Genomic DNA, 22882 nt, shown 5'->3' on the forward strand with positions numbered 1-22882 from the left:
GATGAGCGAAGACCGATCGAGCAATGGGCACAAGTCGTGGTTGGACAAGATCACCCAGGCTTTTGCCCATGAGCCGAGAAACCGCCAGGAGCTGCTTGAGCTGCTGCGCGAAGCCCACGCCAACAAGCTGCTCGACAGCGAAGCGTTGTCGATCGTCGAAGGCGCGATCCAGGTGGCGGACCTCCAGGTCCGCGACATCATGATCCCGCGTTCGCAGATGACCTCCATCAAGTCGACACAGAAGCCCGCCGACTTCCTCCCCGCCATCATCGAAGCGGCGCACTCGCGCTACCCGGTGATCGGCGAGAGCCTGGACGACATCATGGGCGTCCTGCTGGCCAAGGATCTGCTGCCGCTGATCCTTCACGACCAGAACCACGCCTTCAACATCAAGGACCTGCTGCGCCCGGCCACCTTCGTGCCCGAGTCCAAGCGCCTGAACGTCCTGCTGCGCGAGTTCCGCGCCAACCGCAACCACATGGCCATCGTCATCGACGAATACGGCGGTGTGGCAGGGCTGGTGACCATTGAGGACGTGCTGGAGCAGATCGTCGGCGACATCGAGGATGAGCACGACGTCGAGGAAGACAGCTACATCAAGCCGCTGCCCAGCGGTGACTTCATCGTCAAGGCGCTGACCCCGGTGGACGCCTTCAACGACTTCTTCGGCGCAGAATTTTCCGAAGAGGAATTCGACACCGTCGGCGGCGTGGTGATGAGCGCCTTCGGCCACCTGCCCAAGCGCAACGAAACCACCGAACTGGGTGGTTTCCGCTTCCGCGTGCTCAACGCGGACAGCCGCCGGCTGCACCTGCTGCGCCTCACCCCGCTGCAGGACTAAAGGTAGATACCTGTAGGAGCGAGCTTGCTCGCGAACGAACTCCGCTGCGGCGGCCGTTCGCGAGCAAGCTCGCTCCTACAATCAACCCCGACCTTTCCTGCAACATCCCGCCGCAGTCAGCTCATGGCTTTTGGCTTTCATCCCCATAGCCTACCGTTCGTCTCTCCATTACTCTTGCGCATCGCTTAACCGCAACAAGGATTTCCGATGCGCTGGATCACCCGCCCCGGCCTGCCAGGCCACCTGCTCGCCCTGGCCGCTGGCGCGCTCACGCCGCTGACCCTGGCCCCATTCGGCTACTGGCCTCTGGCGGTGCTCTCGCTGGCCCTGTTCTACCTCGATCTGCGCGGCACGCCCGCGGGCTCGGCGCTCTGGCGCGGCTGGTGGTATGGCTTCGGCGCCTTCATCGCCGGCACCAGCTGGATCTACTTCAGCATCCACAACTTCGGCGGCGCGTCCGGGCCACTGGCCGGCTTCCTGGTCGGCGGATTCAGCGCCGGCGTGGCGTTCTTCTTCGCCCTGCCTGCCTGGGCCTGGGCGAAGTTCTTTCGTCGCAACAATGCGCCGGTCAGCGACGCGCTGGCCTTCGCCGCGCTGTGGGTGGTGCTGGAACTGTTCCGCAGCTGGTTCCTCACCGGTTTCCCCTGGCTTTACGCCGGCTACAGCCAGCTGGAAGGCCCGCTGGCCGGCCTCGCTCCGCTGGGCGGCGTCTGGCTGGTGTCCTTCGCCATCGCCCTGAGCGGCGCGCTGATCATCAACCTCCCGGCCTTGAGCCGCCGCCCCGCGCGGCTGGCCACCGGCCTGATCCTGCTGATCGCGCCCTGGGCCGTCGGCCTGGGCTACAAGGGCCACGCCTGGACCACTCCGGCCGGCGCACCGCTGAAGGTCGCCGCGCTGCAGGGCAACATCGCCCAGGAGATGAAGTGGGACCCGAAGGCCATTACCCACCAGTTGGAGCTGTACCGCGACCTGACCGCCGAGCAGAACGACGTCGACCTGATCGTCTGGCCGGAAACCGCCGTGCCGGTGCTCAAGGACCAGGCCACCGGCTACCTGGAGATGATCAACGGCGTCGCCACCACCAAGAAGGCGGCCCTCATCACCGGCGTACCGGTGCGCGAGAAGACCACCGAGGGCATTCGCTACTACAACGGCATCACCGTGGTCGGCGAAGGCAGCGGCAACTACCTCAAGCAGAAGCTGGTGCCCTTCGGGGAATACGTCCCGCTGCAGGACCTGCTGCGCGGCCTGATCGCCTTCTTCGACCTGCCCATGTCCGACTTCGCCCGCGGCCCGGCCGACCAGCCGCTGCTCAAGGCCAAGGGTTACGCCGTGGCGCCGTACATCTGCTACGAAGTGGTCTATCCGGAGTTCGCCGCCGAACTGGCGGCGCAAAGCCAACTGCTGCTGACCATCAGCAACGACGCCTGGTTCGGCACCTCCATCGGCCCACTGCAACACCTGCAGATGGCGCAGATGCGCGCCCTGGAAGCCGGCCGCTGGATGGTGCGCGGCACCAACAACGGCGTCACCGCGCTCATCGACCCGTTCGGCAAGCTGGCGGTACAGATTCCGCAGTTCCAGCAAGGCGTGCTGCGCGGCGAAGTTGTGCCGATGCAGGGCCTGACCCCGTACCTGAAGTGGCGCGTCTGGCCGCTGGCGATCCTCAGCGCCGTACTGCTGGTGTGGGCGCTGGTACGCCGCCGTACGCACCCGGAAGAACGCCGACTGTTCGGCTGATTCCAACGAAGAAGGGCCTCATTGCGAGGCCCTTTTTCATGGCGGAGGCTAGCGGTAGAACAACCGATAGCCGACCAGCCCGATTGCCTCATTGAGCAATTGCCCGCTCTGCCAGATTGCTCGCCCTTCCGGCAGCCAGCCGCCCATCGGCACTACGTCATCCGTGCCGATATAGCCCGAGGGCGCTGGCACTACTTCCAACCCTGCCTTCTCAAAGCTCCAGATCGAGCGCGGCATATGGATGGCGCTGGTGACCAGCACCACCCGCTTGATCCCCGCCTCGCGCAGCATGTCGGCGCTGAACCGTGCATTCTCCCAGGTCGTGCGGCTGCTTCCCTCCTCCCAGCGCACCGGCACGCCGTAATCGTCCAGCAGGCTCTGCGCCATGATCCGCGCCTCGGAGGGCGGCGTGCCGTAGTGCAGGCCACCGGAAGTCAGCACCGGCAGCCCACTGGCCCTGGCCAGGCGCGCCGCGTAGCGAATGCGCTCGCGGGCCATCAGGCCGGGCTGATCCTCGTCCCAGGCGCGATCTCCGCGCACCCGACCAGCACCGAGCACGACGATGGCGTCGGCGCGCTGCGCGAGCCCCGCCCACTCCGTCTGCTTCAGTGCATCCTGCTGCTCCAGTTGGCGCGCGCCCCACTCCACCGTCACCGGCAGGCTCATCACCAACAGGCCAAGGAAACCGGAAAAGAAGCAGAACACCGACAAGCGCGGATAGCGCCGGCGCAGCACGAAGCCCAGGAGGAGCAATAGCAGCAGCAATCCCGGCGGCATGAAAATCTGTTTGAGGATGAAGCGGATAGGCATTGGCGACTCCTTGTCGAGGCGCCAAGCCTAACGGATCGGGGAAATGTCAGCGTGCCTTCGCGTTTCGAAACAGCTGCGAGCCACAGGACGTGCAAGGCAACACACCCTGATGGCGGCTCCAGGCCACCGGCGAGCCACACAGCGCGCACTGCAATTGCTGCGGGCGCGGCACCAGGCGCGGGCGGCTGGGCGGCGTCGGTTGACGCACGTGGCGCGGCACGCGGGCCGGGGCTCGCTCCAGCATGGCGAGCTCCTCCGCCGCCGCATGCCAACCGCGCAGCCAGTTCACATCCTGGTCCAGATAAGCCCTGATCAACTCCATCTCGGCACTGCTCAAACCGCGCAACTCCAGTTCCACGGGGCATTCGTCACGTAGTCGCTCAGCGGTATTCGCCTCATCCAAGGCCAGCGCGAGCCGTTGCAACAACCGTTCATACAGACCGGAACCCGAAGCACTTGCGCGATGCAGCTCAGCCATCAGTCACCTCAAGACAGGCGGAAACCTCCCGCCCTCAGGCAAAGCTTAGCGGCCCACCCCGTGCCACACCGAGCGCGCGACAAACGGCGCGGGCTACCGGCTCGGGTGGGGGTCATGTATGCTACGAGGCTTTCTGTAGCCGCCCGGCCCGTGTCTCCTCAGGGGTCGGTTCAGCGAAAGGACCACTCGACCTTCCTGGCTGCACAATTCTTTTCCGTACAGGTTCAAATCGCGCCATGCACGAGCAATATCAGCCTCTCGAGATCGAATCCCAGGCCCAGAACTTCTGGAACGAACACAACTCCTTCCGCGTCGACGAAGTCGCCGGCAAGGAGAAGTTCTACTGCCTGTCGATGTTCCCGTATCCGAGCGGCAAGCTACACATGGGGCACGTGCGCAACTACACCATCGGTGACGTGATCAGCCGCTACCACCGCATGCAGGGCAAGAACGTCCTGCAACCGATGGGCTGGGACGCGTTCGGCATGCCGGCGGAAAATGCCGCGATGAAGAACAACGTCGCCCCGGCCGCCTGGACCTACGACAACATCGCCTACATGAAGTCCCAGCTCAACAGCCTGGGCCTGGCGATCGACTGGTCCCGCGAAGTCACCACCTGCAAGCCGGACTACTACCGCTGGGAACAGTGGCTGTTCACTCGCCTGTTCGAGAAGGGCGTGATCTACCGCAAGAACGGCACCGTGAACTGGGATCCGGCGGACCAGACCGTACTGGCCAACGAGCAGGTCATCGACGGCCGTGGCTGGCGTTCGGGCGCGCTGATCGAGAAGCGCGAAATCCCGATGTACTACTTCAAGATCACCGCCTACGCCGAAGAGCTGCTGTCCAGCCTCGACGACCTGCCGGGCTGGCCGGAACAGGTCAAGACCATGCAGCGCAACTGGATCGGCAAGTCCCGCGGCATGGAGATCGCCTTCCCCTATGACCAGGCTTCCATCGGCGAAGCCGGCCAGCTGAAGGTCTTCACCACCCGTCCGGACACCCTGATGGGTGCCACCTACGTCGCCGTGGCCGCCGAGCACCCGCTGGCCACCCTGGCCGCCGAGCGCGATCCGTCGCTGCAGGCGTTCATCGACGAGTGCAAGCGCGGCGGCGTCGCCGAAGCCGACATCGCCACCCAGGAGAAGAAGGGCGTCGCCACTTCCCTGTTCGTCGAGCACCCGCTGACCGGCGACAAGCTGCCGGTGTGGATCGCCAACTACGTCCTGATGACCTACGGCGAAGGCGCCGTGATGGCCGTGCCGGGTCACGACGAGCGCGATTTCGAGTTCTCCAACAAGTACGGTCTGCCGATCGTCCAGGTCATCGCCAAGGTTGAAGGCGACAACGACTTTGAATCCGGCACCTGGAAAGAGTGGTACGGCCTGAAGGACGAGAGCGTCATCACCGTCAACTCCGGCAAGTACGATGGTCTCGGCTACCAGGCCGCGTTCGACGCCATTGGCGCCGACCTCGCCGCCAAGGGCCTGGGCCAGCAGCGCACCCAGTTCCGCCTGCGCGACTGGGGCATCAGCCGCCAGCGTTACTGGGGCTGCCCGATCCCGATCATCCATTGCGACACCTGTGGCGACGTGCCGGTCCCGGCCGACCAGCTGCCGGTCGTCCTGCCTGAAGACGTGGTGCCGGACGGCGCCGGGTCGCCGCTGGCCAAACTGCCGTCGTTCTACGAGTGCAGCTGCCCGAAATGCGGCCAGCCGGCCAAGCGCGAAACCGACACCATGGACACCTTCGTCGAGTCGTCCTGGTACTTCGCCCGCTACGCCTGCCCGCAGTTCGAAGACGGCATGCTGGACAAGAAAGCCGCCAACTACTGGCTGCCGGTCGACCAGTACATCGGCGGCATCGAACACGCCATCCTCCACCTGCTCTACGCGCGCTTCTTCCACAAACTGATGCGCGACGAAGGCCTGATCGACTCCGACGAGCCGTTCAAGAACCTGCTGACCCAGGGCATGGTGGTCGCCGAGACCTACTACCGCGTCGCCGCGAACGGCGGCAAAGAGTGGTTCAACCCCGCTGACGTCGAAGTCGAGCGTGACGCCAAGGCCAAGGTCATCGACGCGCGCCTGAAGACCGACGGCCTGCCGGTAGAAATCGGCGGCACCGAGAAGATGTCCAAGTCCAAGAACAACGGCGTCGATCCGCAGGCCATGATCGACGCCTACGGTGCCGACACCTGCCGCCTGTTCATGATGTTCGCCTCGCCGCCGGACATGAGCTGCGAGTGGTCCGACTCCGGTATTGAAGGCGCCAACCGCTTCCTGCGCCGCGTCTGGCGTCTGGCCCAGGCCCACGTCAACGCAGGCCCTGCCGGCGCCGTGGACAAGTCCGCGCTGGACGACGCACAGAAGGCCATTCACCGCGCCATCCACCTGGCCATCCGCCAGGCCAGCCAGGACGTGGGCCAGCATCACAAGTTCAACACCGCCATTGCCGCCGTGATGACCCTGATGAACGTGCTGGAAAAAGCCCCGGCCGAATCCGCCGCAGATCGCGCCCTGCTGCAGGAAGGCCTGGAAACCGTCACCCTGCTGCTCGCCCCGATCACTCCGCACATCTGCCATGTGATCTGGCAGGAGCTGGGCAAGGACGGCGCCGTCATCGACGCCAGCTGGCCGCAGGTCGACGAAGCCGCCCTGGTACAGGACAGCCTGCAACTGGTGGTACAGGTCAACGGCAAGCTGCGCGGCCACATCGAAATGCCCGCCAGCGCCAGCCGCGAAGAAGTCGAAGCGGCCGCCCGCGCCAACGAGAACGTGCTGCGCTTCACCGACGGCCTGACCATCCGCAAGGTCATCGTGGTGCCGGGCAAGCTGGTCAATATCGTCGCCAATTAAAAGCAACGCTGGAAAAGACCCATTCGCCCGTGGCACCTTCGCCACGGGCATACCGGATCAACAGGAGTGAGGGAAGCTTGATGAAACGTATCCTGACCAGCCTCGCGCTGATCGGCCTGGCCGGCGTGCTGAGCGCCTGCAGTTTTCAACTGCGTGGCCTGGGCGATACGAATTTTGCGCTCAAGGAGATCGATCTGAGCGCACGCAACGCCTATGGCGAAACCGTGCAGGAACTCAAGCAGGTGCTCGAAGGCAGCGGCGTGAAGGTTGTATCCCGCGCGCCCTACCACCTGATCCTTGCTAGCGAAAACACGACCAGCCGCAGCGTCAGCTACACCAGCTCCGCCCGCAGTGCGGAAAACGAGCTGACCAACACCCTGAACTACGAAATCCGCGGCACCAACAACCTGCTGCTGCTCGCCAGCCAGGTGCAGGTACGCAAGGTTTACGTGCAGGACGAGAACAACCTGATCGGTTCCGACCAGGAAGCCACGCAGATCCGTGCCGAAATGCGCCGCGACCTGGTCCAGCAGATGGTCACCCGCCTTCAGCTGATCACACCGGCCCAGCTCGACGACCTACAGGCCAAGGCTGAAGCCAAGGCCAAGGCCGAAGCGGATGCGATGAAGGCCGCGGACGAGGCTGCCAAGTCTCAACCGCAGCAATCGCCGATCGAATTCCCGAAAGCGCAGTAAGCGACAAGGGGCCGGCCAACCGGCCCCTTTTTCATTATGAAGCTCAATCCCGGACAACTCGCCAAGCACCTGCAAGGCAACCTCGCGCCCGTCTACGTGGTCAGCGGCGACGAGCCGTTGCTCTGCCAGGAGGCCTGCGATGCTATCCGTACCGCCTGCCGCCAGCGCGATTTCGGCGAACGCCAGGTGTTCAACGCCGAAGCCAACTTCGACTGGGGCCAGCTGCTTGAAGCCGGCGCCAGCCTCTCGCTGTTCGCCGAAAAACGCCTGATCGAGCTGCGCCTACCCTCCGGCAAGCCCGGCGACAAGGGTGCGGCGATCCTCCAGGAATACCTGCAGCGCCCGCCGGAAGATACCGTCCTGCTGGTCAGCTTGCCCAAGCTCGACGGCAGCACGCAGAAGACCAAATGGGCCAAGGCCCTGATCGACGGCGATGCAGCCCAGTTCATCCAGATCTGGCCCATCGACGTCCACCAGTTGCCGCAGTGGATTCGCCAGCGCCTTTCCCAGGCCGGCCTTGCCGCCAGCCAGGAAGCGGTCGACCTGATCGCCGCGCGCGTCGAAGGCAATCTGCTGGCCGCCGCCCAGGAAATCGAAAAGCTCAAGTTGCTCGCCGACGGCCAGCAGATCGACGCCGACACCGTGCAGGCTGCAGTGGCCGACAGCGCGCGCTTCGACGTCTTCGGCCTGATCGACGCCGCTCTCAACGGCGAAGCCGCCCACTGCCTGCGCATGCTCGAAGGGCTGCGTGGCGAAGGCGTGGAGCCACCGGTGATCCTCTGGGCCCTGGCTCGGGAAGTCCGGGTTCTCGCCGGCCTTGCCCAGCAGTTCAGCCAGGGCGTGCCGCTGGACAAAGCCTTCAGTCAGTGCCGCCCGCCCATCTGGGACAAGCGCCGCCCGCTGATGAGCAAGGCCCTGCAGCGGCACACCGCGCAGCGCTGGAACCAGATGCTTCAGGACGCCCAACTGATCGACGCACAGATCAAAGGCCAAGCTCCCGGCAACGTCTGGAACAGCCTCGCCCGCCTCGCCCTGCTGGTCGCCGGGCAACGCATCAGCCTGCCCTCGGCCTGATCCCAGGCCACTGGTAGGCGCGGCCTTCAGCGCTGATTCGCCATTTACCCGCGCGCCGGCATCGGCCTATGCGCCTGCCCATTGGCCCGGTCCAGCGCCACGCCGCGCGTGTCCCGACCGGTGCTGATCAGCACGCAGATGAGTACCGCCACCACACCGGCAACAATGGCCATCGCCGTGCCGTAGCTGTAGCTCTTGGCGATCTCCGCCTGTAGCGGCGCGTTCACCGAGGCGATCAGGTTGCCCAGTTGGTAGACGAATCCCGGCAGCACTGCGCGCGTGCCCACCGGAGCCAGTTCGTTGAGGTAGGCCGGAATCACACCCCAGGCACCCTGCACCATGAACTGCATCAGGAAGGCGCCAACGCCCAGCGCCACCGCGCCATGGCTGAATGCCCACAGCGGCAGCACCGGTAGCGCCAGCAGCGAGCCGCAGATGATCGCCTTCTTCCGCCCGATGCGCTCGGACAGGGTGCCGAACAGAATGCCCCCCAGGATCGCCGCTATGTTGTAGGCCACTGCGATCAGACTGACCGTGTGTGTATCGAATCCGTGCTGCACCTTCAGGAACGTCGGATACAGATCCTGCGTGCCATGACTGAAGAAATTGAAGCAGGCCATCAGCACCACCGCATACAGGCACAACTTCCATTGGCTGCGCAGCACCGTCCACAGCGGCGTCGATTCCTTGCGCTCGCGCGCCGCCATCCAGATCGGCGACTCGGGCACCTTGAACCAGATGAACGCCACCAGCACCACCGGCAGACAGCCGACGATGAACATCCCGCGCCAGCCGAGCACCTCGAAGAACAGGCCATAGATGATGGAGGCGATCAGGTATCCCGCCGGATAACCGGCCTGGAACAGCCCGGACACCATACCCCGCGAACGTTCGGGAATGGTCTCCATCGCCAGCGACGACGCCACGCCCCAGATGCCACCCATCGCCACGCCATAGACCACCCGCAGGATCAGGAAAGTCGTCAGGTTCGGCGAGAACGCCGAGGCCAGCTCCAGCAGCGAGTAGATCAGAATGTTGACCATCAGCACCAGCCGCCGCCCGTAGCGCTCGGCCGCGCGGCCGAACAGCAGCGCGCCGATGGGGCGTACCGCCAGGGTCAGCAGAATCGCCATCGACACCTGCGGCAGGTCGACATGGAAGGTCTGGGCGATATCGGTGAGAACGAAAACCAACAGAAAGAAATCGAAGGCATCCAGCGTCCAGGCGAGCACCGAAGCGATCACCACGTTGCGCTGGGTCGGCGACCATTGCTGCATGACATATCTCCAACCGGGGGCGCCGCGGTCCCTGCACACCCAAGCGATACTTAGCCAGCTACTAAACTAACTGAGCCCCAGTACGCGCCACAGCCGCGCAATCGAAAAGGTCTGTTACAAAATTTGCGACAAAGCGTCGCAACCTCCTCCACGCCCAACAGTGCACTGGCCGACAACATCCACTGCACTGCCACGCAATACGCCGCACGCGCGCCTCCCTATCGTCGCTTCATCGATCCGCCCCGATAAGGAGAACAAGCATGCCGGCCGATCCGATTACCCTCGCCGTGGTTCGAGGTGCGCTGGAGATGACCCAGCGTGAAATGACCCTGACCCTGGAGAAGACCAGCCGCTCCAGCGTGTTCAACCTCGCCCACGACTATTCCAACGCACTCTTCGACCATCACTCGGAAATGATCCTGCAGGGGCAGGACATTCCCATCCACCTGGGCTCGCTGATCCCTGCGATGAAGGCTGTTTCCGGCTACTTCGGCGAGGATATCGCCGAAGGCGACGTGATCTATCACAACGACCCCACCTACGCCGGCAGCCACATCATCGACTGCTGCATGTACAAGCCGGTGTTCTACCAGGGCGAGTTGGTGTTCTGGACGGTCTGCAAGGGCCATCTGACCGATATCGGCGGCCCGGTGCCGGCCGGCTACAACCCCGATGCCAAGGAGATCTACGCCGAAGGCCTGCGCATTCCGCCGGTGAAGCTGTGGGAGAAAGGCCGCCGTCGCGAGGACGTGATCAACCTGTTGCTCACCAACATGCGCGCCCGACGCAACCAGGAAGGCGATCTCAACGCCCAGTACGGCGCCTGCCGGGTCGGCGAGCGCAACCTGCTCGCCCTGCTCGACAAATATGGCGTCGCCACCGTGCGCGAATGCATCGCCGAGCTGAAAGACATGGCCGACCGTCAGATGCGCGAGCTGATCCGCTCGGTGCCCGATGGCAGTTACACCGGCCATGCGGTACTGGAAGACTCCGGTCACGGCCTGGGCGAACTGGCGATCAGCGCCACCGTGACGATCAAGGACGATACCTGCCACATCACCGTGCAAAGCCCGCCGCAGGTGCCCTATTTCATCAACTCCTACGCGGGCAACTCGATGTCCGGCATCTATCTGGGGCTGATGATGTTCGCCCAGGTTCCGCCACCCTACAACGCCGGGCTGTACCGCTGCGTGTCGGTCGATCTGGGCGCCAAGGGCACCCTCTGCAATGCGGAAGAACCAGCACCCCACGTCAACTGCACCACCACACCGATGGAAACCCTCACCGATGCGGTGCGCCAAGCTTTCGAGCAAGCGGCGCCCGAGCGCGTAACCGCTTCGTGGGGCCATACCAGCGGGGTGAACATCGCCGGCGTCGACCCGCGCACCGGAGAGGAATACGTGACCATGGTGCTCGCCTCGATCATCTCCGGTGCCGGGGCCACTTCCGAGCTGGACGGCTGGCACGCCTGCGGGCCGCTGTGCTGCTTCGGCGCCTTGTATTCCGGCGACATCGAACTGTTGGAGTACAGCTACCCCATCCTCATCCACCGCTACGGGCTGATGGCCGACAGCGCCGGTGCCGGCCGTCTGCGCGGAGGCTCGGGCACCTGCCTGGAAGTCGAGCCGCTGGATCACGAGATGACCGTGATTTCCTTCGGCGAAGGCCGCCAGCGCACCACCATGGGCGCCGCCGGCGCCGCCAATGCGTTGATCGAACCCAAACTCGGTGGCGTGGAACTGGTACGTGCAGGCGAGCATGAGACGCACACACGTAACGTCATGACCGTCCTCAAGCCCGGCGAGCGCCTGATCAATCGCACCCCCGGGGGCGGTGGCTACGGACAGGCCTTCCAGCGACTGCCCGCGGACGTCCTGCGCGACGTGCGTGACGGCCTGGTTTCTGCGCGAGGAGCCGAACTCGACTATGGCGTGGTGCTCACCGCCAACGGCGATATCGATTCCGCCGCTACCGTCCAACGCCGCCAATCCGCCTGAGGAAATCGACCATGCACAGCCAATACCGCCTCGGTGTCGACGCCGGGGGCACCTTCACCGACTTCATCCTGGCCGAACGCGAGGGCCGCGTGCACTTGTTCAAGGCACTCTCAACCCCGCAGGACGGCACCCTGGCCATCGCCGACGGGCTACGCCAGATCAGCCAGGCCCTCGGCCGTCCGGTAGAGGAAATCGTCGCCAACTGCGACCTCTGCATCAACGGCACCACCGTGGCGCTCAACGCGCTGATTGAACTCAAAGGCGTCAAGGTCGGCCTGCTCGCCACCCAGGGTCACGAAGACAGCATCGAGATCCGCCTGGGCCACAAGGAAGAAGGCTACCGCTATGACCCCGACTACCCGCCGGCGCCACAGCTGGCCCAGCGCTTCCTGCGCCGCCCAGTGCGCGGACGCATCCTCGCCGACGGCCGGGAGCACACCGCGCTGAACGAGGAAGACGTGCGCGCCGCCGCACGGCTGTTTGCCGAGCAAGGCGTCGAGGCAGTCGCAGTGTCCTTCCTCTGGTCCGTGCGCAACCCGACCCACGAACAGCGTGCCGCCGCGATCCTGCGCGAGATGCTGCCGGGCGTCTTCGTCTGCACCGGCACCGAGGTGTTCCCGCAGATCCGCGAATACACCCGCACCTCCACTACCCTCGTCAACGCCTACCTGAGCCCCGTGATGGCGCGTTATGTGGCGAAGATCGACGACTACTTCCGCCAGCTCGGCGCCCAGCGCCCAGTGCGCTACTTCCAGTCCAATGGCGGCCTGGCAACCGGCGAGCACATGCGCGGCCGCGCGGTGAACGCGATCAACTCGGGGCCGGCGTCGGCGCCGCAGGCCGGGCTGTTCGTCGCCCAGCCGTTCGGCATCCACAACGTCATCACTGTAGACATGGGCGGCACTTCGTTCGACATCACCCTGACCCGCGAAGGCAAGACCAACCTCAGCCGCGACGCCGACTTTCTCCGCCAACGCATCGGCGTACCGATGATCCAGGTGGAAACCCTTGGCGCAGGCGGCGGCTCCATCGCCCACATAAACCCCTATGGCATGCTCGAGGTCGGCCCGCAGAGCGCCGGCTCCAGCCCAGGCCCCGTGGCTTACGGCCAGGGCGGCGAGGAGCCCACGGTCACCGATGCCAACCTCGCCCTGGGCTACCTCAACCCTGCCGCGCGCCTGGGCGGACGGATCAGCCTCGACCGTGAGGCTGCGCTGGCGGCCATCGGCGCAAAGATCGCCGAACCGCTGGGCATCGATGTCGACAAGGCCGCCTGGGGCATCCATGCCATCGTCAATGCCAACATGGTCAACGGCATCCGCCGCGTCTCCATCGAGCGCGGCTACGATCCGCGCGACTTCGCCCTGATCGGTGCCGGCGGCGCAGCCGGGGTGCACATGACCGCGTTGGCCGAAGACATGGGTATCGATACCGTCCTGATCCCCAAGGTTGCCTCCGGCCTGTGCGCGCTCGGGCAGATCCTCTCCGACGTGAAGCACAACTACCTGGCAACCCATCCCATTCTCGCCCAGGAAGATGCCGACCTCGCCGGCCTGGAGGCCGCCTTCACCGAACTCGAAGAACAGGGCCGCACAACCTTGCGCGGTGACGGCTTCCGCGACGAGGACATCGCCCTGGTGCGCAGCCTGGAGATGCGCTACGTCGGGCAGATTCACGAGTGCACCGTGGAAATCGGCGACATGCCCGTCAACGCCGCCACGCTGCCCACCATCGTCGCTGCCTTCCATCGCCGCCACGAGGCGCTTTACACCTACGCCGAACCGGACAACCCGGTAGAAATCGTCAACCTGGAAAGCCAGGTGATCGGCCGCGTCTCGCGCCCGCCCTTCCCGAGCCTCCCTGCCAGCGACGGTCATGTGCGCCGCGCACTGGTCGGTAATCGACCGATGCTCTTCGGTGAAGACGGCATCTGGAGCGACACCCCGGTCTATCAGGGTGAAGCGCTGATGGCCGGCGACCGCCTGCACGGCCCGGCCGTCATCGAGGAAGCCACTACCAACATCCTCATCCGCCCGGACTGGATCGTGGAGCTGCACGAATCCGGCTGCTATCGCCTGACCCGCCAGCGTTGAGCACGACCGGGCCCCGGTGTTGAACGGGGCCCGGTCCCGCGGCCGGCACGGGACCTGCTTGCAGAAACCACTTTCCCGGCGAACCGCGGCCCCCCCTATGCAAGACCGCTACGACACCACCGAGATTCCAGGCGAGCAGCGCCAGGCGTACTGGAATCGCTGCGTCAGCCAGACCTACTTCCCGCTGGAGCTGGATTTCGCCCGTGCGCCGGGCTTCAGCGGCCGCCTGGAGACCCACGAACTGGGCGACCTCAGCCTCTCGTACCTGGAGTCAAGCCCGCTGCGCTACCGACGCCAGACGCACCACCTGGCGCAGTGTGATGAGTCGTCCTTCCTGCTCACCCTGCCCCTGCACAGCTGTTTCGAATTTACCCAGCGCGGCCGCCAGACCCGCTGCGATCCCGGCGCCTTCGTGCTGGAGCGCAGCAGCGAGCCGTACGAGTTCCAGTACGCCGAACACAACGCCATGTGGGTGCTGAAGCTGCCCGAGCGCATCCTGCACCGTCATGTCGCCGTCCCGGATCAGCGCTGTGCCCTCAACTTCGACGCCAGCCACGGCGCCGGAGCGCTGTTCGCCGACTACCTCGCCCTCAGCGCACGCCGCCTGCCCGAACTGCAGCCCGGCGATGGACGGCGCCTGGGCAACCAATTGCTGGAACTGCTCGGCATAGCCCTGGAGCGCCAGAACCCAGGCGAAGGTGACAGCGGCGCCGTACGTGCGGCGCACCTGCGGCGCATCGAGCAACACATACTTCGCCACCTGGGGGACAGCGCACTGAACCCGGCCGAGATCGCCGCCGCCTGCGGCATCTCGGTGCGTTACCTGCACCTGCTGTTCCGGCAGAGTGGCCGCAGCGTGCAGGACTGGATCCGCGAGTTGCGCCTGCAGGCATGCCACGAGGCCCTGCGTTCGGGTCCGGCGCCGGTGTCCATCGGCGAACTGGCCTATCGCTGGGGCTTCGCCGACCAGGCCCACTTCAATCGGGCGTTCAAGCAGCGCTACGGCATGGCGCCTGGCGCCCTGCGCCGCTCGAATCCATGATCAGGTACGCGGCGCTTCACTCCCACTCGCGGACCTGGCGCACTTCCACGCACCCCAGGCGTCCCGGTGGAATTTTCGCGGCGATACGCTCGGCCTCATCCAGGCTCTGCGCCTCGATCAGGTAGAAGCCCCCTAACTGCTCGCGGGTCTCGGCAAAGGGTCCGTCGGTGACCGTCAGCTTGTCGCCCTGCCCGCGCAGCGTGCGCCCAGTGGCCGTAGGCAACAGCGCATTGGCCGCGATGTAGTTGCCGCTGCGCCGCAACTGCTCGCTGTAGGTCATGCACTCGTCGACGATGCCGCGCAGCTCGGCTTCGGGCAGTTCCGCCGCCTTGCGTTCGTCGAAATAAATCATGCAGAGAAACTTCATCGTCCTTTTCCTCGTTCTTGTCCGTCTTGTCAGAAAGGTTCGCCGTCCCAGAGTAGCCCTGATCCATGCGCGCAGGCCTTGGCCCGCCCGCCGGTAGACCAGTGGCATGGACAAGCGTGCCAGATAGGCGGAAGATGCGCGCGCCGGCGCTTGGCCGGACTCCGAGAGAAAAGCCAGACGAGGAAACGCAGATGGCGAAGAAATCCAAACGGCCGAACAAGGCCAAGTCCCTGGTCGCACAGCCCCTGTTCCGCAGCCGCCAGGAACAGCCGCTCAAAGGCAAAGGCAGCTACCGCCGCGAAGCCTCCCGAAATTGGGAGGCTTCTTCGCTTCTGGCGGCCTGAAAAACCTCAGAAAACCTGAACCACCCCCGCTCCTTCGCTTTCAACCGGATAGCCAAGCCCTGGAGGCCTCCCATGAAAGCTCCCCTGATCGTCACCATCCTCGCCCTCCCCTTCAGCCTGTCCGCCCACGCGTTCTGCTCCGACCAGGAAGCCGAAGCCAAGGGCAAGCAGGTTGCTGCCAAGGTCACCGAGGTGACTCGCAGCGATCCCCAGCGCGCACAGAAGCTCAACGAAAAGCTCGCCGAGATGAAGAAGTCTCGCTCCAGCGAGCAGCGCCCGGACGACTGCGCCGCCTATGACGACATGCTCAAGGAACTCAACCAGAGCGCGCCCAAGGTCGACCAGGAAACCGGCTCCAAGCCCACGCCATAGCGCAGCACCGCCCGACGAGCGTCGCGCCGACGCGGGAATTTTCGCCCACCCTTGCCCTCGAATCTGCAGACCTATCGTTTCTGCCCAACGCAGACGCGTCACAGTGGCCATGCTAAGGTGGCCCCTCCCCTGCCAGTTCCCGAGGAGAGCAATGCGCACGCCTGTTTCACCTGTTGTCGGCCAACGCTGCCTGCTCATCGCCGCGCTGTCCCTGGCCAGCTTCGGCCTGCTGACCTCCTGCACCGAGCCGCCGCCCAACGCTTCCGCCGCACATGCGCAACCGACGCAGAGCTTCGCCCAATGGCGCGACGGCTTCCGCGCACAGGCGCTGGCGGCGGGTATCAGCGCGCAGACCTTCGACGCGGCCTTTGCCGGCATCGAGCCGGACGGTTCCGTGGTGACAGCCGACCACAGCCAGCCCGAGTTCACCCGTCCCGTCTGGCAATACCTGGAAAGTGCCGTGTCTCCCGCGCGCGTGCGCAACGGCCAGGACCGCCTGCAGCAGAACGCCGATGTGCTGCAACGCATCGACATGACCTACGGCGTCGACCGCGATGCCGTGGTGGCGATCTGGGGCATGGAGAGCAACTTCGGCCAGCAGATGGGCAGCAAGAACGTTATCCGCTCCCTGGCTACCCTGGCCTATGAAGGCCGGCGCCCTGATTTCGGCCGCGATCAGCTGATCGCCGCGCTGCAGATTCTGCAGCATGGCGATGTGCCCGCGAGCAACATGATCGGCTCCTGGGCCGGCGCCATGGGCCAGACCCAGTTCATCCCAACCACCTACAACCAGTACGCCGTGGACTTCGACGGCGACGGCCGGCGTGACATCTGGGGCTCATCTCCCGACGCACTGGCGTCTACCGCCAACTACCTGAAGACCTCTGGCTGGCAACGGGGACAGAGCTGGGGTTTCGAAGTGCGTCTGCCGCCGGGGTTCGACTACGCCCAGGCCGACATGGATACCCGCAAGCCGATGAACGAGTGGCTGCGCCAGGGCATCAAGGTCGCCAGCGGCAACCTGCCCAGCAACCCGCAGGCGAGCGTCTCGCTGCTGCTACCGGCCGGCTATCGTGGCCCTGCCTTCCTGGTGACGGATAACTTCCGCAGCATCCTCAAGTACAACAACTCCACCTCCTACGCGCTCGCCGTGGGCCTACTGGCAGACAGCTTCAAAGGCGGCGGACAACTGGCGGCACAGTGGCCGGTGAGCGACGTCCCGCTCAGCCGCTCCGAGCGTATCGAGTTGCAGCAGTTGCTGGCACAGCGCGGTTATCAGCCGGGCACCGCGGACGGAATCATCGGCGCCAATACGCGCAAGGCGATCCGCGCGTTCCAGCAATCCGTCGGCTCCCCGGCGGACGGCTATCCAACCACCACCCTGCTGGAGCAGCTCCGACAGAAAGCTTGATCAAAAAAGGCGCCCGAAGGCGCCTTTTTCATGGATCGACAGTTCAGCCGATCTTGGTACCGTGAGCCTGCTGATCAGCATGGTACGAAGAGCGTACCAGCGGGCCGGAAGCGACGTTCTTGAAGCCCATTTTCTCGCCTTCTTCGGCGAACCAGGCGAAGGTGTCCGGGTGGACGAAGCGCTGCACCGGCAGGTGATTGCGCGAGGGCTGCAGGTACTGGCCGAGGGTCAGCATGTCGATGTCATGCTCGCGCATGCGCTGCATGACTTCGATGACTTCCTCGTCGGTCTCGCCCAGGCCGAGCATCAGGCCGGACTTGGTCGGTACGTGGGGGACCATCTGCTTGAACTTCTGCAGCAGGTCGAGCGACCACTCGAAGTCGGAGCCCGGACGCGAGGACTTGTACAGGCGCGGAACGGTTTCCAGGTTGTGGTTGAACACGTCCGGCGGCTCGTTGGCGGTGATTTCCAGCGCGATGTCCATGCGGCCGCGGTAGTCCGGGACCAGGGTCTCCAACTGCACGCCGGGGGACAACTTGCGGATTTCGCGCAGGCAGTCGGCGAAGTGCTGGGCGCCACCGTCGCGCAGGTCGTCGCGGTCCACCGAGGTGATCACCACGTACTTCAGGCGCAGGTCGGCGATGGCGATGGCCAGGTTGGTCGGTTCATCGACATCCAGCGGCTTCGGACGACCGTGGCCGACATCGCAGAACGGGCAGCGGCGGGTGCAGATGTCGCCCATGATCATGAAGGTCGCAGTGCCGCCGGAGAAGCATTCGCCCAGGTTCGGGCAGGAAGCTTCCTCACAGACGCTGTGCAGCTTGTGCTTGCGCAGCAGTTGCTTGATGCGGTCGACCTCGGGGGATACGGGGATGCGCACGCGAATCCAGTCGGGCTTCTTCGGCAGTTCGTCGGTGGGGATGATCTTCACCGGAATGCGCGCGACCTTCTCTGCGCCGCGCAGCTTGACACCGACTTCCACCTTGCCCGGCTTGGCGGCCGGGGCAGCCTGGCCGGAATTCTCCACTACAGTGCTCATCTAGGTTGGATCCCGCCCGTTAGGGTCTTCTGTGCCGCGTAGCCAAGGCGTTCGACGAGTTCGCCACGCAGGCGCTCGCGCACATCGGCCAATGCGATGGGGCCGGCCAGCTGACTCAGCTGGGTCATGGCCATGCCTGCGTAACCGCAGGGATTGATGCGTCGAAAGGGTTCCAGATCCATGTCCACGTTGAGAGCCAGACCATGGAAGGAACGGCCGTTGCGGATGCGCAGGCCGAGGGATGCGATCTTCGCGCCGTCCACATAGACGCCCGGAGCGTCGGGTTTGGACACAGCGGTGACGCCGTAACTGTCGAGCAGGCCGATGAGGCTCTGTTCGATGCGCGAAACCAGGTCGCGCACGCCAATGCCGGAGCGGCGTACGTCGAGCATCAGGTAGGCGACCAACTGGCCGGGGCCGTGGTAGGTCACTTGCCCGCCACGGTCGACCTGAACGACCGGGATGTCGCCGGGGAACAGCACGTGTTCGGCCTTGCCAGCCTGGCCCTGGGTGAAGACGCGCTCGTGTTCGAGCAGCCAGACTTCGTCGGGCGTGACGGGTTCGCGCTCGGCGGTGAAGCGCTGCATGGCGTGCCAGGTCGGCTCGTAAGGAAGGATGCCCAGCTCACGAAAGCCCAGCGTTTCGCCCATCAGAGCACCATGTGGACGCGGCCGGTGGCGCGCAGGTCTTTATGGATGTTCTGCAGTTGGTCGACGCCGGTGGCGGTGATCAGCACCTGCACGGACAGGAAACGGCCGTTGCGGCTGTCACGGGTGACCAGGGTGGTGATGTCGAGGTCCGGAGCGTGACGCTGGATGACTTCGACGACCAGGTCGGGGAAGCCTTCGCCGGCGTCGCCGATGACCTTGATCGGGTAGCGTTCGCAGGGGAACTCGATCTTCGGCGCGGGCTGTTCGCTGGTGTCGACGGAATCAGGGGTATCAGTCATGGCTCTCGCGGGCGTGTGGCCCGCCTCCGCATGAACGCCCGGGATGGGGGCGCTCCGGGTGGATCGGACGACGGCCGCCGGACCACAAGGGACCAGGCAGTCGCAGGCGGGCATTTTACCCGAGTTTGCGACTGCGCGGGCGGGTCAATCCCGGTCTTGTATACAAAAGTGCAAGACCGGGACGGGCGGTCAGTTGAACAGACCGAAGAAGAACAGGCGGATGCTGTCCCAGATGCGGCGGAAGAAGCCGCCTTCTTCCACGGCGTTCAGCGCGACCAGGTCGGAAGTGCGGACGACCTTGTCACCCAGCTTGACCTCGACCTTGCCGATGACTTGACCCTGCTGGATCGGCGCCATCAGGTTCGGCTCGACGACCATGTTGGCCTGCAGCTGCTTGAGCTGGCCGCGCGGGACGGTCATGGTCAGGTCTTCGGACAGGCCGGCTTTGACTTCGTGCTCGGAGCCTTTCCAGACCATGGCCTTGGTCAGCTCGGCGCCCTTCTTGTAGAAGGTCTGCGATTCGAAGAAGCGGAAACCGTAGGTCAGCAGTTTCTGGGTCTCGGCGGCGCGAGCCTGCTCGCTGTTGGTGCCGAACACCACGGCGATCATGCGCTGGCCGTCACGCACGGCGGAGGCCACCAGGCAGTAGCCGGCTTCGTCGGTGTGGCCGGTCTTCAGGCCATCGACGGTCTTGTCGCGCCACAGCAGCAGGTTGCGGTTGGGCTGCTTGATGTTGTTCCAGAAGAACTCTTTCTGCGCATAGATGGCGTAGTGGGTCGGCTCGCCGTAGATGATGGCGCGGGCCAGGATGGCCATGTCCTTGGCGGACGAGTAGTGGTCCGGGTTGGGCAGGCCGGTGGCGTCCATGAAGTGGGAGTTGGTCATGCCCAGCTTCTGCGCGGTGGTGTTCATCATGTCGGCGAAGGCGTCTTCACTGCCGGCGATGTGCTCGGCCAGGGCGACGGAGGCGTCGTTACCCGACTGGATGATGATGCCGTGCAGCAGGTCGCTCACCGAAACCTGAGAGCCAACCTTGATGAACATGCGCGAGCCGCCGGTGCGCCAGGCGTGTTCGCTGACGGTAACCAGGTCGGATTCGGCGATGCGGCCGCCTTCGATTTCCTTGGTGGCGATGTAGGCGGTCATCAGCTTGGTCAGGCTGGCGGGCGGCAGGCGCTCGTCACCGGCGTTCTCGACCAGGATGTTGCCGCTGGCGCCGTCCATCAGCACCCAGGCCTTGGCGGCGAGCTGCGGGGCGGCGGGAACGACTTCCGCTGCCCAGCTGGCCACGGGGGCGCTGAACAACACGAGCAAGGACAGGCGTTTGGCGAAGTTGAAGATGTTCATCCGTCTCTCTGGGGTTCACTAATGGTCAAACAATCCCCTTGGGGGGAACTCGGGTGCTGCGATCTCTGGCGGGTCGCTGCGGCCCGTGCGGTGGAATCTCAGTCCAGGCGCACGAGCTTGGGTTGGCCTAGGTTGGCCACGCGGATGCTGTCCTGCATCCGACTCGCTTCATCCTGCGTTCCGATCGGTCCCAGGCGCACTCGGTACAAGGTCTGCTGGTTGACCACGACCGAGCTGATAAAGGATTTCGCCCCCGTCAGGCCGCCGACCTTCTCCTTGAGAAGCTCCGCAGCGTCCGGGTTGGCGAAGGCACCCACCTGGAGATACAGGCCATCGGCTGGTAATGAAGCGTTTTTTTTTGAGTCGATCTGGACCGGCGCCAAAGGCGCGGCGTGCTGCGCCGGCGGCGGGGTGTAGGTTTCGATAGGCTGGGCCATGGCGACCGCCTGCGGCTGCGCGGCAGGCTGCGAGGCCATCTTCGGCAGCGCCATGATCATCGGCGGCTGCTTGCCTTGGGAAGCCCACCAGCGGTCGGGGTCGATGCCTTCGACCTTCACGTGAGCGGTGCCTGTCTCGGCGTAGCCGAGCTTCTTGGCGGCAGCGAAGGACAGGTCGATCACCCGGTCGGAATAGAACGGGCCACGGTCGTTGACGCGGACGATGACGCTCTTGCCGTTGTCCAGGTTGGTCACGCGGACGTAACTGGGCAGCGGCAGGGTCTTGTGCGCGGCGGTCATGCCATAGAGGTCGTACTGCTCGCCGTTGGCGGTGGCCTGGCCGTGGAACTTGGTGCCGTACCAGGAGGCGGTTCCGACCACGCTGTAGGTGTTCGCGTTGTTCAGCGGGTAGTAGGTCTTGCCCAGCACGGTGTAGGGGTTGTTCTTGAACGGCCCGTTGTGCGGCATCGGCACGGCATCGGGGATGCGCGAGACGTCGACGTCCCACCAGGGTGCGCCGTCGCGGTGCGGGCGGTTGTAGTCATAGGGACCGGAGATGCCGCTGCTGGCCACCGGCTGCTGCTGGGGCGCGCGGTTGCCGGTGCAACTGGCGAGGAACACAGTGCTCAGGCCAACGCAGGCGGCCAGCGACCAGAGGCCGGGACTTGCGATTCGCTTGCTCAATGGACACCTCGTGCCTTGGCGATCTCGCCAGCCAGCTGATGGACCGCCATGGCGTACATGGCGCTGCGGTTGTAGCGGGTGATCACATAAAAGTTAGGCAGACCGACCCAGTACTCAGTGCCCTGTGCGCCTTCCAGGCGCATGGCGGTCACCATCAGGTCGTCGCGGATCACGTCATGGGTTCGCCAGCCCTGGGAGCGTAGCTGACCGAGGTTCATCTGCGGCTCCAGGCCCTGGGTGAGCGCGTCCTCGGCGGTGGAGGTGCCGATTTCCGCTTGCGACACCACCGGCTCGCCGGTGTGCCAGCCGTGCTGCTTGAAGTAGTTGGCGACGCTGCCGATGGCATCGGTGGGGTCGCTCCAGATATTGATGTGGCCGTCGCCGTCGAAGTCCACGGCGTAGGCGCGGAAGCTGCTCGGCATGAACTGCGGCAGACCCATGGCGCCGGCGTAGGAGCCGGTCAGGCTGAGCGGGTCGACCTGCTGTTCGCGAGCCAGCAGCAGGAACTGTTTGAGTTCCTTGCGGAAGAAGTCGGCGCGCGGCGGGTAATCGAAGCCCAGGGTGGACAGCGCGTCCATCACCTTGAAGTTGCCGGTATTGCGGCCGAAGAAGGTCTCCACGCCAATGATGGAGACGATGTACTGGGCCGGCACGCCGTATTCCTGCTCGGCGCGGGCCAGGGCCTCGGCGTTCTGGTTCCAGAAGTCCACGCCACGGTTGATGCGCGCGTCGGTGACAAAGATCGGGCGATATTCCTTCCAGGTCTTCACCCGCTCGGCGGGACGAGAGATGGCGTCGAGGATGGACTGCTTGCGTTCCACGTCGTGGAAGAGGCCCATGAGCTGCTCGCCGGCGAAGCCGTAGTCACGGGTCATCTCGCTGACGAACTCGGCGACCTGGGGCGAACCATCGTAGTCGCCCGCGCCAGCGGCGCCGGACATGCCGATCGCCCCCGCGATTCCGACCCAATGCACCCCCCTGGCAGCCCAGGCGCGCAGTACTTGCATTCCTTTCTTCACTCTTGTCA

General features: G+C 65.0%; 21 protein-coding genes. 11 read left to right on the forward strand and 10 right to left on the reverse strand.

Annotated elements, in window-relative coordinates; translation table 11 throughout:
• Position 1: 1 nt before the first annotated feature.
• Positions 2-841, forward strand: coding sequence for an HlyC/CorC family transporter (locus IB274_RS22590; RefSeq protein ID WP_192434900.1), 840 nt, complete (start codon positions 2-4; stop codon positions 839-841).
• Positions 842-1048: 207 nt separating this feature from the next.
• Positions 1049-2581, forward strand: coding sequence for an apolipoprotein N-acyltransferase (gene lnt / locus IB274_RS22595; RefSeq protein WP_192434902.1), 1533 nt, complete (start codon positions 1049-1051; stop codon positions 2579-2581).
• A gap of 48 nt (positions 2582-2629) precedes the next feature.
• On the opposite strand, the gene IB274_RS22600 is transcribed toward lnt, so the two are convergent.
• Together IB274_RS22600 and IB274_RS22605 are read right to left on the reverse strand one after the other, a co-directional pair.
• On the reverse strand, positions 2630-3391 hold the full coding sequence (locus IB274_RS22600) for a YdcF family protein (RefSeq protein ID WP_192434904.1): 762 nt from the start codon (positions 3389-3391) through the stop codon (positions 2630-2632).
• A 46-nt stretch (positions 3392-3437) separates the two neighbouring features.
• The gene (locus IB274_RS22605; RefSeq protein ID WP_192434906.1) at positions 3438-3869 is read right to left on the reverse strand and encodes a hypothetical protein; all 432 of its coding nucleotides are present in this window, start codon (positions 3867-3869) and stop codon (positions 3438-3440) included.
• 236 nt (positions 3870-4105) lie between these two features.
• Here IB274_RS22605 and leuS point away from each other — a divergent pair, with 236 nt between their 5' ends.
• The 3 genes from leuS to holA all read left to right on the forward strand — a co-directional run bounded on the left by leuS (position 4106) and on the right by holA (position 8496).
• Entirely contained in the window at positions 4106-6727 is a 2622-nt protein-coding gene (gene leuS / locus IB274_RS22610; protein WP_192434908.1) for a leucine--tRNA ligase, read from the forward strand.
• An 80-nt stretch (positions 6728-6807) separates the two neighbouring features.
• Positions 6808-7422 (forward strand): LPS assembly lipoprotein LptE, encoded by a 615-nt coding sequence (gene lptE / locus IB274_RS22615; protein WP_192434910.1) that lies wholly within the window; start codon positions 6808-6810, stop codon positions 7420-7422.
• Between the two features lie 36 nt (positions 7423-7458).
• A complete protein-coding gene (holA, locus tag IB274_RS22620) occupies positions 7459-8496 on the forward strand; it encodes a DNA polymerase III subunit delta (protein ID WP_192434912.1) in 1038 nt (345 codons plus the stop codon).
• 44 nt (positions 8497-8540) lie between these two features.
• On the opposite strand, the gene IB274_RS22625 is transcribed toward holA, so the two are convergent.
• A complete protein-coding gene (locus IB274_RS22625) occupies positions 8541-9773 on the reverse strand; it encodes an MFS transporter (protein ID WP_192434914.1) in 1233 nt (410 codons plus the stop codon).
• Positions 9774-10033: 260 nt separating this feature from the next.
• Here IB274_RS22625 and IB274_RS22630 point away from each other — a divergent pair, with 260 nt between their 5' ends.
• The 3 genes from IB274_RS22630 (at position 10034) to IB274_RS22640 (ending at position 14905) form a co-directional block, all read left to right on the forward strand.
• Positions 10034-11770 (forward strand): hydantoinase B/oxoprolinase family protein, encoded by a 1737-nt coding sequence (locus tag IB274_RS22630; RefSeq protein WP_192434916.1) that lies wholly within the window; start codon positions 10034-10036, stop codon positions 11768-11770.
• Positions 11771-11781: 11 nt separating this feature from the next.
• Positions 11782-13863 carry a hydantoinase/oxoprolinase family protein gene (locus IB274_RS22635; protein ID WP_192434918.1) on the forward strand — a complete coding sequence of 694 codons (2082 nt, stop codon included), beginning with the start codon at positions 11782-11784 and terminating at the stop codon, positions 13861-13863.
• A gap of 97 nt (positions 13864-13960) precedes the next feature.
• Positions 13961-14905: a helix-turn-helix domain-containing protein gene (locus IB274_RS22640; RefSeq protein ID WP_192434920.1), complete on the forward strand. Its 945-nt coding sequence runs from the start codon at positions 13961-13963 to the stop codon at positions 14903-14905.
• 16 nt (positions 14906-14921) lie between these two features.
• Here IB274_RS22640 and IB274_RS22645 read toward each other — a convergent pair whose 3' ends face one another.
• Positions 14922-15272 carry a YciI family protein gene (locus tag IB274_RS22645; protein ID WP_192434922.1) on the reverse strand — a complete coding sequence of 117 codons (351 nt, stop codon included), beginning with the start codon at positions 15270-15272 and terminating at the stop codon, positions 14922-14924.
• Between the two features lie 191 nt (positions 15273-15463).
• On the opposite strand from IB274_RS22645, the gene arfA reads away from it, so the two are divergent.
• From arfA to IB274_RS22660, 3 genes are all read left to right on the forward strand, one after another.
• On the forward strand, positions 15464-15616 hold the full coding sequence (gene arfA / locus IB274_RS22650; RefSeq protein ID WP_045215115.1) for an alternative ribosome rescue factor ArfA: 153 nt from the start codon (positions 15464-15466) through the stop codon (positions 15614-15616).
• 72 nt (positions 15617-15688) lie between these two features.
• Positions 15689-15988, forward strand: a complete 300-nt coding sequence (locus IB274_RS22655; RefSeq protein ID WP_192434924.1) for a hypothetical protein — start codon at positions 15689-15691, stop codon at positions 15986-15988.
• A 151-nt stretch (positions 15989-16139) separates the two neighbouring features.
• On the forward strand, positions 16140-17399 hold the full coding sequence (locus IB274_RS22660) for a lytic murein transglycosylase (protein WP_192434926.1): 1260 nt from the start codon (positions 16140-16142) through the stop codon (positions 17397-17399).
• Positions 17400-17442: 43 nt separating this feature from the next.
• Here the strand turns inward: IB274_RS22660 and lipA are convergent, their stop codons facing one another.
• From lipA to mltB, 6 genes are all read right to left on the reverse strand, one after another.
• Complete coding sequence (gene lipA, locus IB274_RS22665; RefSeq protein WP_084358015.1) at positions 17443-18438, reverse strand: lipoyl synthase; 996 nt, start codon at positions 18436-18438, stop codon at positions 17443-17445.
• A complete protein-coding gene (lipB, locus tag IB274_RS22670; RefSeq protein ID WP_045215121.1) occupies positions 18435-19088 on the reverse strand; it encodes a lipoyl(octanoyl) transferase LipB in 654 nt (217 codons plus the stop codon). The genes lipA and lipB overlap by 4 nt, the downstream gene beginning before the upstream one ends.
• Complete coding sequence (locus tag IB274_RS22675; protein WP_045215124.1) at positions 19088-19387, reverse strand: DUF493 domain-containing protein; 300 nt, start codon at positions 19385-19387, stop codon at positions 19088-19090. The genes lipB and IB274_RS22675 overlap by 1 nt, the downstream gene beginning before the upstream one ends.
• A 189-nt stretch (positions 19388-19576) precedes the next feature.
• Positions 19577-20734, reverse strand: coding sequence for a D-alanyl-D-alanine carboxypeptidase family protein (locus IB274_RS22680; protein WP_192434928.1), 1158 nt, complete (start codon positions 20732-20734; stop codon positions 19577-19579).
• Positions 20735-20832: 98 nt separating this feature from the next.
• The gene (locus IB274_RS22685) at positions 20833-21855 is read right to left on the reverse strand and encodes a septal ring lytic transglycosylase RlpA family protein (protein WP_192434930.1); all 1023 of its coding nucleotides are present in this window, start codon (positions 21853-21855) and stop codon (positions 20833-20835) included.
• Positions 21852-22874 carry a lytic murein transglycosylase B gene (gene mltB, locus IB274_RS22690; protein WP_138216917.1) on the reverse strand — a complete coding sequence of 341 codons (1023 nt, stop codon included), beginning with the start codon at positions 22872-22874 and terminating at the stop codon, positions 21852-21854. The genes IB274_RS22685 and mltB overlap by 4 nt, the downstream gene beginning before the upstream one ends.
• Between the last annotated feature and the right edge of the window lie 8 nt (positions 22875-22882).

Source organism: Pseudomonas sp. PDM18, assembly GCF_014852585.1.
Taxonomy (GTDB): Bacteria; Pseudomonadota; Gammaproteobacteria; order Pseudomonadales; family Pseudomonadaceae; genus Pseudomonas.